The 12,107-nt window shown below is 33.9% G+C and carries 7 protein-coding genes, 1 tRNA gene and 1 rRNA gene; all 9 read right to left on the bottom strand.

The genetic code is table 11. The features are described from left to right. Positions 1-90 precede the first annotated feature (90 nt). The gene (locus T537_RS0105490) at positions 91-1,764 is read right to left on the bottom strand and encodes a formate--tetrahydrofolate ligase (protein ID WP_031556650.1); all 1,674 of its coding nucleotides are present in this window, start codon (positions 1,762-1,764) and stop codon (positions 91-93) included. Between the two features lie 176 nt (positions 1,765-1,940). Continuing rightward, on the bottom strand, positions 1,941-4,571 hold the full coding sequence (locus tag T537_RS0105485; protein ID WP_031556649.1) for an FtsK/SpoIIIE family DNA translocase: 2,631 nt from the start codon (positions 4,569-4,571) through the stop codon (positions 1,941-1,943). Between the two features lie 205 nt (positions 4,572-4,776). After that, on the bottom strand, positions 4,777-6,414 hold the full coding sequence (locus T537_RS0105480) for an ABC-F family ATP-binding cassette domain-containing protein (protein ID WP_027437769.1): 1,638 nt from the start codon (positions 6,412-6,414) through the stop codon (positions 4,777-4,779). 192 nt (positions 6,415-6,606) lie between these two features. Then, on the bottom strand, positions 6,607-7,014 hold the full coding sequence (locus tag T537_RS0105475) for a hypothetical protein (protein ID WP_027437768.1): 408 nt from the start codon (positions 7,012-7,014) through the stop codon (positions 6,607-6,609). A 1,025-nt stretch (positions 7,015-8,039) separates the two neighbouring features. Continuing rightward, positions 8,040-8,978 carry a carbamate kinase gene (arcC, locus tag T537_RS0105470; RefSeq protein ID WP_031556648.1) on the bottom strand — a complete coding sequence of 313 codons (939 nt, stop codon included), beginning with the start codon at positions 8,976-8,978 and terminating at the stop codon, positions 8,040-8,042. 353 nt (positions 8,979-9,331) lie between these two features. Beyond that, positions 9,332-9,580 carry a hypothetical protein gene (locus tag T537_RS0105465; protein WP_027437766.1) on the bottom strand — a complete coding sequence of 83 codons (249 nt, stop codon included), beginning with the start codon at positions 9,578-9,580 and terminating at the stop codon, positions 9,332-9,334. A 217-nt stretch (positions 9,581-9,797) separates the two neighbouring features. Continuing rightward, positions 9,798-11,411, bottom strand: coding sequence for a phosphoenolpyruvate carboxykinase (ATP) (gene pckA / locus T537_RS0105460; protein ID WP_027437765.1), 1,614 nt, complete (start codon positions 11,409-11,411; stop codon positions 9,798-9,800). Between the two features lie 262 nt (positions 11,412-11,673). Beyond that, positions 11,674-11,744 (bottom strand) — tRNA-Trp (locus T537_RS0105455). 131 nt (positions 11,745-11,875) lie between these two features. Beyond that, a 23S ribosomal RNA gene (locus tag T537_RS0105450) occupies positions 11,876-12,107 on the bottom strand; the annotation flags it as partial.

The raw sequence follows: 12,107 nt of genomic DNA, 5'->3' as shown, positions 1-12,107 counted from the left end.
ATCTCATAACAAGTTAAAAACTTGTCCTCCAATTTCTAATTAATTTACTAGATTTTGTTTTCAATATAAGCAAATGTCTTTTTTATTCACTTAGAATAATCCTGTTATTCTATCAGCTTCTTCATCGTAATCAATTCCAAGTGCTGCTGGTTTTTTGGGTAGACCTGGCATTGTAAGAATTTTACCAGTTAAGCAAACTACAAAACCTGCACCTGCATTAACATATACTTCTCTTACATTTATATTAAAGCCTGTTGGTCTTCCTAATAAACTAGCATCATCTGATAATGAATATTGAGTCTTAGCCATACAAATTGGTAAATTAGAATAGCCCATTTGTGTAATCTTATCTAGAGCCTTTCTAGCCTTTGTATCAAAACTTACTGAAGCTGCACCATATATTTCCTTAGCGATTGTTTCAATCTTATCCTCAAGGGATAAATCAAGAGAATATATTGGCTTATAATTACTTTCCTTATTCTCTAATGTTTCAAGGACTTTAGTTGCAAGTTCAATGCCGCCCTCGCCGCCTTTAGCCCATACATTAGCTAATGCAAACTCACATCCAAGAGCTTCGCAATGCTCCTTAATAAATGCATATTCTGCTTCTGTATCGCTAACAAAAGAATTAAGTGTAACAACAACTGGAATACCAAATTTATGAATATTCTCAATATGCTTATCTAGATTAACAATTCCTTTTTTAAGTGCTTCAAGATTTTCTTCATTTAAATCTTGCTTTGCAACTCCACCATTATACTTTAGTGCTCTTACAGTAGCAACTAAAACTACTGCATCAGGCTTAAGACCTGCCATACGACACTTAATATCTAAGAATTTTTCTGCTCCTAAGTCAGCACCAAAACCTGCCTCTGTTACTGTAATATCAGCAAGTTTTAAAGATAGCTTAGTTGCTCTTACTGAATTACATCCATGTGCAATATTAGCAAAAGGGCCGCCATGTACTAACACTGGTGTATTCTCTAATGTCTGAACCATATTAGGCTTAATAGCATCCTTTAAAAGTGCTGCCATGGCACCTGTTGCACCAAGATCATTTGCTGTTACAGGATCTCCACTTCTATTATATGCAACAATTATTTTACCTAATCTTTCCTTTAAATCTGCCATATCATTAGCTAAGCAAAGAATAGCCATAATTTCAGATGCAACAGTTATAATAAAATGATCCTGTCTTGGAACGCCATCTGTTTTTTCTCCAAGTCCTACTACTATATTTCGTAGAGCTCTATCATTCATGTCTAGACATCTCTTCCAGACTATATTATTAACATCAATATCCAATTCATTTCCATGATGGATATGATTATCTAACATTGCAGCTAATAGGTTGTTAGCCGATGTAATTGCATGGAAATCTCCTGTAAAGTGTAAATTCAAATCTTCCATTGGGACAACTTGTGCGTATCCGCCACCTGCTGCTCCTCCCTTAATACCAAAACATGGTCCAAGTGATGGTTCTCTTAAAGCCGCCATTGCTTTCTTACCCATCTTATTAAGAGCCTGTGTAAGACCAATACTAATAGTTGTCTTTCCTTCTCCTGCTGGAGTTGGATTAATAGCAGTTACTAAAACCAATTTTCCATCTTTGTTCTTAGAAACTCTCTTGATTGCCTCATCAGAAATCTTAGCCTTATATTTACCATACATTTCAAGATCATCTTCTGAAATGCCTACTAAACTAGCTACTTCCTTAATGTGTTTTAATTTTGCTTCCTGTGCGATTTCAATATCACTTTTAATTGCCATACAAATCCTCCAAAAATTAAAAGATACGTTTTTTAAACGCATGTTGATTGTACCATAATGTAAGCAGTCAAACAATTGCAAATTAGCATAAATACTAACTCGGTCACATTTTTAACCCAGCCTTTCAAAAACAATCATTTAATATTTTTTTGATTTATTTTTATTAGGCATTAGGCACTTTGCCCTGGATTAGACCCAAGCATTTTTTCAAAATCTGCTATACTCATTTCAATTTTTCTTGGTTTTGTACCCATTTCCTGACCAACAACACCAGCCTCAAATAACTGATCCATAATTCTTCCTGCTCTATTAAAGCCAATTTTAAAGTGTCTTTGAAGCATTCCAATTGAACCCTTTTCGTTCTCAATAACAAATCTACCAGCATCTGCAAATAAAGAGTCTCTGTCATCACTAGCACTAGATTGTCCCACAAATGCAGCGCCTATTTCTGTTTTTGAAATACTCTCATCATATACAACAGGTGGATTTTTCTTCTTTACATCCTCAACTATTGCTGCTACTTCGTTATCTGTAACAAAGGCTCCCTGAACTCTAATAGGCTTAGGAATATTAGATGGGAAGTAAAGCATATCGCCCTTTCCCAGCAATTTTTCTGCACCGTTCATATCAAGAATTGTTCTTGAATCCACACCTGATGATACTGCAAAAGCGATTCTTGACGGAACATTGGCCTTAATAAGTCCTGTTACTACATTAACTGATGGTCTTTGAGTTGCAATTACCATATGAATACCTGCCGCTCTTGCTAGCTGAGCAAGTCTACAAATTGCATCTTCAACTTCATTAGCTGAAACCATCATAAGATCTGCAAGCTCATCAATAATAATTAAAATCTGAGGTTTCTTATCCTTTATTACTTCACCTGCATCATCTATTACTTCTCCCTTTGCCACCTTCTCGTTATAACCCTCTAGATTTCTAACTCCATACTTAGCAAAATCCTTATATCTTCTGTCCATTTCAATTACAGCCCAGTTAAGTGCCTTAGCAGCTTCCTTAGGATCTGTAACAACTTTTTCTGCCAAATGCGGAATTCCATTATAAACACTAAGTTCAACAACCTTAGGATCTACAAGAATCATTCGTACATCTTCTGGAGAAGCGTTGTATAAAATACTTGTAATAATTGTGTTAATACATACCGACTTACCTGAACCTGTGGCACCAGCAATTAACATATGTGGCATCTTAGCAATATCAGCTAAAATAACCTTACCTGCAATATCTCTACCTGTGGCAAATACAAGCTTTGACTTACTATTTTTAAATTCCTTGGATTCAATTAATTCTCTTAGACCAACTGCTACAGGCTCTTTATTTGGCACTTCAATACCAATTGCTGACTTACCAGGAATAGGTGCCTCAATTCTAATATCTGCTGCCGCAAGGCTTAATTTAATATCATCAGCTAAGGATACAATCTTACTTACCTTAACACCTTGTTCTGGCTGAATTTCGTATCTTGTAACCGATGGGCCATAACTAATTCCCACAACATCAACTGCTACCCCAAAATTAAGAAGAGTCTGTCTTAGGGTATTAGCAATTTCGTCATTCTTTCCCTTAACGCAACCAAGTACAGCCTTTTGTTTGCTCTTGTTAAGGCAGTTAATATCTGGCTTTCTATACTTTAAATGACTCTTTGTGGCATCATCATTTTTTGATTTAGGATTAGCATATGTGTCTGTAAGAGCCTCTCTTGTTGCATTATCATTAACGCTTGGAATTTCATCACTTTCAAATGCCTCTTGCTCTTTATTAGGCTCTAAATCATCATGATTTCCTTCTATCTCATCTTCAATCAAACTAGAATCAAAGCCATTAAAAATCTGAGTATTATCATTTGGATCATAAATATCATCGCTATACTCGTCCGTTTCAGCGCTAGATCTATTAATTCCTTCAATGTCAACGTCTTCATCTTCAGGCTTTGTAGCTGTATCAGTAATTAAGATATCACTTGTGACACCACGGGCTTTTTTACCCATTCTAGATACACTCTTAACCTTATTCCTTAGGGAATCACTAGTTTTCTCTTTATTTGTTTCTTCTAAATCTCCATCAAAGTCATCTTGTGCATTTTCAAGTTCTAATCTATTTGATTCCCTGTAATTACTATATTCTTCCTTAGCAACTTTTAAAAATTCTGTACTCTTATTCTTCGCATTTTTCATACCCTTAATAAAGGATTTCTCTGTTATTACTACAATGCAAATTATTAAAAGGGCAAGCATAATTACAAAAGAGCCCACTGCCCCTAATGGGTGGAGAATCTTACATATTAAGCCTCCAAAAAATCCGCCACCTCTTTTTTCATTGGCACAAATTGTAAAAAAGTCAAAAATATTACCATCAATTCTTGGATAATTAGTGATTCTTTGCCACATTCCCGCAAGAACAACCATAAGTCCATAAACAGCTATAGATTTAATTCTAGCTGCCTTAATATATTTTTTATTAACTGATAAAAAAATGATTGTACCTGCCGCAACAAATGGGAAAAAATATTCCATGACGCCAATAAAGCCAAATAAAATCCACTTTATTGCCCTACCTACTGAACCCGCAAGTTCAAAATTACTTAAAACTAAGATAGCAGCACAGGCAAAAGCGCTTAAAATCACCACTTCTTCCTTTAAGCCATATTCTTCTGTCTCTTCTTTCTTAGCTGATTTTTTATTAGTATCAGGCTTAGTTTTGCCTGCTTCCTTAGCTTTTTTTGTATTTGCTCTATTAACAGTTTTTACCGGTCTTTTATTTTGTCCGTTTATTAAAGCCATTTAGCTCCCTCCCGTAAATATCCTTTAAACTTATTAATTATAACATATAGAGTAAAAGTAAAACAAGGAAGCGAAATGCAAATATGCATCTCACTTCCTAAAGTTTATAATATATTATTTGTAAAGTGCTTATTCTAAATCAGCTTTACTTATTATTCAAAAGCTGCATCGCTTTAAGTCACTGCATTTAAAAATCTAATATTAATTAGTCTTCATCCTCTGATGCAGCATCTGCAAATCCCTGACGCTTTCTAGCCATTTCATCACTTTCAAGGTATTCATCATAAGTTGTAATCTTATCAATTAACTGACCTGATGGAACAATTTCCATAATTCTGTTAGCTGTAGTCTGAATAAACTGATGATCGTGTGAAGTAAAGATTACAACACCACTAAACTTAATTAATGCATTGTTAAGTGCAGTGATTGATTCCATATCTAAGTGGTTAGTAGGATCATCAAATACTAAACAGTTGCAACCCATAATCATCATCTTAGAAAGTAAACATCTTACCTTCTCACCACCTGATAATACCTTAACCTTCTTAACACCATCATCACCAGCAAATAACATTCTTCCAAGGAATCCTCTAACATATGTTGGATCTGGATCTGGTGAATACTGTGTAAGCCATTCAACAATTGTATCTTCTCTATTAAATTCAGCAGCTGAATCCTTAGGGAAGTATCCCTGAGATGTTGTAACACCCCACTTATAGCTACCTTCATCTGGTTCCATCTGACCTGTAATAATATTAAAAAGTGTTGTTGTAGCAAGCTCATTAGAACCTACAAAAGCAATCTTATCATCATGGTTAACGATAAATGATACATTATCTAAAACCTTAACGCCATCAATAGTCTTAGAAATACCCTCAACCTGTAAAACTTCATTACCGATTTCTCTTTGTGGTCTAAAGTCAATATATGGGTACTTTCTTGAAGAAGGTCTGATTTCATCAAGCTCGATCTTCTCTAATGCTCTCTTTCTAGATGTAGCCTGCTTAGACTTAGAAGCATTAGCAGAGAATCTCTGAATAAAGTCCTGTAATTCCTTAATCTTCTCTTCCTTCTTCTTGTTAGCTTCCTTCATCTGCTTAATAAGCAACTGGCTTGATTCATACCAGAAATCGTAGTTACCAGCATATAACTGAATCTTAGCATAATCGATATCAGCAATATGTGTACAAACCTTATTAAGGAAATATCTATCATGTGAAACAACAATAACAGTATTATCAAAGTTAATTAAGAATTCTTCTAACCAAGCAATAGCATCTAAATCTAAGTGGTTAGTAGGCTCATCAAGAAGTAAGATATCAGGGTTACCAAATAAAGCCTTAGCAAGTAAGACTTTAACCTTTAATGAACCATCAAGTTCGCTCATCATCTTATAATGGTTCTCAGTTTCAACACCTAAACCATTAAGTAACTGAGCAGCATCTGATTCAGCTTCCCAACCATTCATATCAGCAAATTCTGCCTCTAATTCAGAAGCCTTATTACCATCTTCTTCAGTAAAGTCTTCCTTAGCATAAATTGCTTCCTTCTCCTTCATGATTTCATAAAGTCTTGCATTACCCATAATTACTGTATCAAGTACAGAATATTCATCATACTTAAAGTGATCCTGCTCTAAGAATGATAGTCTCTGGCCTGGTGTAATTGAAACATCACCTTTACTAGGTTCAATCTGACCAGTTAATATCTTAAGGAAAGTTGACTTACCAGCACCATTAGCTCCAATAAGACCATAACAGTTGCCTTCTGTAAACTTAATATTAACATCTTCAAAAAGAGCTTTTTTACCAATTCTTAATGTTACGTTATTCGCACTAATCATCTAATTTAATACCTCCAAATAGAGAAATCTAAATATCTCTTCTTATCAAAATTAACAGTCAATGCGCCATTAAAGCACAAACATAATAATTATAGTGGTTTCCCTTACTAAATGCAAGTAAAACAAAAATCATGGCTTTAACACAGGATTAAACCCCATTAAAGCCATGAATATTTAATAATCTATCTCTTTTTAACCCTCACTTAATAAAACATTTGGAAATGTGTATTTAAAAAATACATCAAATGGATCATCCTTGCTTCTTAAAATCTGAACGAAGTTACCGTAACGATCTACAATCCATGATAAAGCTTTAGGTAATTCTTCATAATCATACATTAAAAATCTAACTCGAATAGCATTACGCTTTAAGAGTTTACGAACCATATCCAGGTATTTTCTACCCTTTTCACTATAAATTACAGATTCATCTAATGAAACTATAATCATCTCATGCCCACACATCATATTCTCAATTTCATCGAAAGTTATACTATTCCACATATCCTTAATATTGAAAATATTATAGAAAAAATCCTCAAACATCTTAGTAATGTTGAAGTTACTTATAACAGAGTCATTACTTCCTAAATAAAGCATCTTTGCTACCTCCCGACGTTTATCTTGTGCTAAATCTGCGTATAAATCGATCTAATTGCGGAGATTTACACATATACCCAACAGATTTAATTTTTTGTTACTTCTTAAAATATTAAGTTTTCCCCACAATAACTGTATTCTGTATTTATAATTTCTAAAAATTGTATTCTTTACAATTCATAACCTTTCACGAATACTCTATATTGCTTTTTCTTTCGTAAACTTACAAATCACTCTTTTGTAAACTAGGTAAAATCATATGTTTCTTAGCTAATCTTTTAAAACAGATCCAATTAATTCTTAGTTTCTATTCTTAATCGCTTTCTTTTGTTTAATACTTTTTTGTTTAATATTCTCTTTTGTTTATTACTCTCTTTCGTTTATTACTCTCCTTTGTTTATTACTCTCCTTTGTTTATTACTCTCCTTTGTTTATTACTCTCCTTTGTTTAACATTCTCCTTTGTTTATTACTCTCCTTTGTTTAACATTCTCCTTTGTTTAATATTCTCTTTTGTTTACCACGCTTTTTTGTTACTAATCTTTTTAGAAAATAAAATCCTTATACTTGGCTTATTAATAGTTCACTTCAGTTTAGTAATTAGATATCGTGTCAAACAAGCGAGTGCAAATGCATATTATCAAAATAAAAACCCTTTGTAAAGTAGTGTTTTTATTCCGATGGTAACAGTTTCCATTTCTAGTTTACTATTTATCTGTATTTCTTCCATGAAAAGTTTTTGCAAAATAAAAATGAGTTTTTTATATAAGCTAAATTCTTTAATTTTTTCAGGGAAACTTTAAAAAATAGCAGTTTATAAAAAATCTCTAGAATTCAATCATCTACAATTTTTTGCACAAAAAAATAAGCCATGTATTAAATCTATCTTAAATCTAATACATGACTTTATTTTTTCTAAAATTAATTGTTAAATATAATTTTTGTATTTATTATCCATAGAATTATCTAAACTTCTATGCCTTAACATTTATCTTAACTTCTATGCCTTAATATTTATCTTAGCTGCTATGCTGTAATTGTTGTGCCTGACTTGCCATTAACAGCTTCTCTTGCCTTCTCAAGATTAGCAATAATAGCCTTAGAATCCTCAATTGCTGTTACAAATCTTACAGATGCATCTACTTTTGGAAGAGTAGTAATAGCTGGGAAATTGCCTTCCTTTATGTGCTTAATTAAAGCCTCAGCCTTAATATCATCTACTTCTTCTTCATTGTCTGTATCAATACCAATCTTAAGCTTGTCTGCAGCTGTTAAGAATAAAAGTGTCTTAGCTCCTGTAAATTCTGCTAATTTAGCTGCTGTGTAGTCCTTCTCAATAATAGCTGAAGCACCCTTTAGATGTGTTCCTTGCTGTAATACAGGAATTCCGCCACCACCTGCAGCAATAACAACCTGTCCTGCATCAAGAAGTGCTCTAATAGCATCAATCTCGTAAATATCTATTGGCATTGGTGCTGCAATGATTCTTCTAAATCTACCAGGTTCTTCCTCAATTACATGATTTCCCTTCTCTTCCTCAGCTTCAGCCTCTTCCTTAGTCATATATCTACCAATAACCTTAGTAGGGTTTGAAAAAGCCTCGTCAAAAGGATCAACTCTAACCTGTGTTATAACCGTTGAAACTGTCTTATAAATACCTCTATTTAGCAATTCCTCACGTATTGCATTCTGTAAATCATATCCTATATAACCCTCGCTCATAGCGCCACATACGGACATTGGAGCTACAGTTCTATCCTCAGGCTCTAATCTAGCATATTCTGTCATAGCAGTCTGAATCATACCAACCTGTGGGCCATTACTGTGTGTAACAACAACCTGATACTTATCCTCGACTAAATCTGCAATAGCTTTAGCTGCCTTAGCAACATTTATTTTTTGTTCATTAAAAGTTGTACCGAAAGCATTTCTTCCAAGCGCAACAACAACTCTCTTATTATCCATATATAAGACCCTCCCAATATTATTAACTATGCTTACATTATAGTTTATCCCCAAATCCGGTGCAAGCAAAAAACACAAACATTATAATCATTTTCTCTCATAATAGTTTTTCTTTGGATTGATATTTTTTTCATATAAAGATGGAATTATGTCAGTTATTTGCAATTAATTTTTTAAAATATTCTCTCAAAAAAAAATTTATTTCTAAGTTATTTTTTTATATTTTGTCTGAAAATTAAAAATACTGACCTTAAAAAACTCTAAAAATTTTTATACAATCAAAAGTATAGAAAGAATTTTTAAAAGGTCAGCATGATTATTATTTTTTATTTATTCACATGAATTGATTATATTTATAATCCAATCATTACTCGCGCAAAATTTACAAGTTCTGTGGAACTTTCTTCAGTTCCTGTTGGTGTTGTTTGCATTGACTCATTTGCCCACTGTAAAATGTCCATCATAAAATAATTTAATGCAATTAAAGCAATTGCTAATGCAACAATAACTACAAAAGGTATCCATTTATTCTTCTTTAAATTATCAGATACTCCTCTACTATTCTTGTTATTAAAGTTCTTAAAATTACGACTATCTACCATTTTTATCACCTTTCAGATTTAATCCTACTGTGGTAGAATACCATTTTACCCATCAATAGTAAAGAAACATTTTATAAAATCTAATAAAATTGTTCCTTTAAAAACTTTTTTAAAAAAACAATCCCCCAATTTTTAAAAAATAAAAAATGCCTTGGCCAAATCTGACCAAGGCATACCTAACAACTATTAAATTCAATATATTACAATATAATTCAAATTATAACTGAGGACCAGCTGCAACTAATGCCTTACCAGCATCGTTTGTCTCGTACTTCTTGAAGTTCTTAACAAATCTTTCTGCAAGATCCTTAGCCTTCTTATCCCATTCAGCTGCATCAGCATATGTATCTCTAGGATCTAAGATACCTGTATCAACACCTGGAAGTTCTGTAGGAACTTCGAAATCGAAGTAAGGAATCTTCTTAGTTGGAGCCTTAAGAACATCACCTGAAAGAATTGCATCAATAATACCACGAGTATCCTTAATTGAAATTCTCTTACCTGTTCCATTCCAACCTGTGTTAACTAAGTAAGCCTTAGCACCACTCTTTTCCATCTTCTTTACAAGTTCTTCAGCATACTTTGTTGGGTGAAGCTCAAGGAAAGCCTGACCGAAGCAAGCTGAGAATGTTGGTGTAGGTTCTGTAATTCCTCTTTCTGTACCAGCAAGCTTAGCTGTAAATCCTGAAAGGAAATAATACTTTGTCTGCTCTGGTGTAAGAATAGATACTGGAGGAAGTACTCCGAAAGCATCAGCTGAAAGGAAAATAACATTATCAGCATCTGGACCTGAAGAAATCTTATTAACCTTCTGAGCAATCTTATCAATATGATCGATTGGATATGATACACGAGTATTCTCTGTAACACTCTTATCATTAAAATCAATCTTACCATTAGCATCAACTGTAACATTCTCTAAAAGAGCATTTCTCTTAATTGCATTGTAAATATCTGGTTCTGATTCCTTATCAAGACCGATAACCTTAGCATAGCAACCACCTTCAAGGTTGAATACACCATTATCATCCCAACCATGTTCATCATCACCGATTAATAATCTCTTAGGATCTGTTGAAAGAGTTGTCTTACCTGTACCTGAAAGACCAAAGAAGATTGCTGTGTGCTTACCTTCCATATCTGTGTTAGCTGAACAGTGCATTGAAGCCATACCATTAAGTGGTAAGAAGTAGTTCTGCATTGAGAACATACCCTTCTTCATTTCTCCACCGTACCATGTATTAAGAATTACCTGTTCACGGCTAGATACGTTAAATAAAACAGCTGTTTCTGAATTAAGACCTAATTCCTTGTAATTAGTAACCTTAGCCTTTGAAGCATTGTAGATTACAAAGTTAGGTTCGAAGTTAGCTTCTTCTTCTGCTGTTGGCTTAATGAACATATTTCTTACAAAATGTGCCTGCCAAGCTACTTCCATGATGAATCTTACTGCAAGACGTGTACCCTTATTTGCGCCACAGAATCCATCAACTACATATAACTTCTTACCAGAAAGTTCTTCAACTGCTAACTTCTTGCAAGCTTCCCAAGCTTCCTGTGAAGCTGGATGGTTATCGTTAGGATATTCTTCTGATGTCCACCAAACAGTATCCTTAGATTTCTCATCCATTACAATAAACTTATCTTTAGGAGAACGTCCTGTATAGATACCTGTCATAACATTAACAGCGCCAAGTTCAGTTTCTTGTCCCTTATCAAAACCTGTAAGACTTGGATCTGTTTCTGCCTTATAAAGTTCTTCATAAGATGGGTTGTAAACTACTTCTGTAGCTCCTGTAATCCCATACTTGCTTAAATCAATTGATGCCATATTAAAACCTCTCTTTATATTTAATATTGTTAGAATTTAAACAACTTAATTCCTATTATACATAAAAGATTAATAAAATCAATAGATTTCTAACTAGGAAATAAAATTTGTATGACAACTTATACCAGTTGTATTACAACTAATCTTATTAATAAACCTATATAAAGGTATAAAAAAAGTGCTAGTCAATGGCTAACACTTTAACTAATAAAACTATAAAGGCATAAAAAAAGTGCTAGTCAACGACTAACACTTTAGCTAGCAGGGGTGGAGAGAATCGAACTCCCACCAAAGGTTTTGGAGACCCCTATGATACCACTTCACCACACCCCTAAACAAGGAATATTGCTTTCTCATTCCTTCAAAACTGCACATTAAATATATTCATCCGTAAGTCATTCTCTAAGAATAACCCTCGTTTATGTTCAGTGATTTCTCACTCTCTATCCAAACCTTAACCTTTCTTGGTTAAGCCCTCGACCTATTAGTACAAATCAGCTCCACATGTCACCACGCTTCCACCTTTTGCCTATCAACCTCGTCGTCTTCAAGGGGTCTTACTACATTCGTATGGGATATCTCATCTTGAGGGGGGCTTCACGCTTAGATGCCTTCAGCGTTTATCCCGTCCCGACTTGGCTACTCGGCCATGCACTTGGTAATGCAACCGATACACCAGAGGTCAGTCCACCCCGG

Source organism: Lachnospira multipara LB2003 (genome assembly GCF_000702205.1).
In the GTDB taxonomy this organism is placed as follows: domain Bacteria; phylum Bacillota; class Clostridia; order Lachnospirales; family Lachnospiraceae; genus Lachnospira; species Lachnospira multipara_A.
This window is presented reverse-complemented; position numbering and strand designations above follow the sequence as displayed.

Coding starts and splice junctions, on each gene's coding strand:
- T537_RS0105485 (WP_031556649.1), bottom strand. CDS start 4,571: ATGGCTTTAATAAACGGACAAAATAAAAGACCGGTAAAAACTGTTAAT.
- T537_RS0105480 (WP_027437769.1), bottom strand. CDS start 6,414: ATGATTAGTGCGAATAACGTAACATTAAGAATTGGTAAAAAAGCTCTT.
- T537_RS0105475 (WP_027437768.1), bottom strand. CDS start 7,014: ATGCTTTATTTAGGAAGTAATGACTCTGTTATAAGTAACTTCAACATT.
- arcC (WP_031556648.1), bottom strand. CDS start 8,978: ATGGATAATAAGAGAGTTGTTGTTGCGCTTGGAAGAAATGCTTTCGGT.
- T537_RS0105465 (WP_027437766.1), bottom strand. CDS start 9,580: ATGGTAGATAGTCGTAATTTTAAGAACTTTAATAACAAGAATAGTAGA.
- pckA (WP_027437765.1), bottom strand. CDS start 11,411: ATGGCATCAATTGATTTAAGCAAGTATGGGATTACAGGAGCTACAGAA.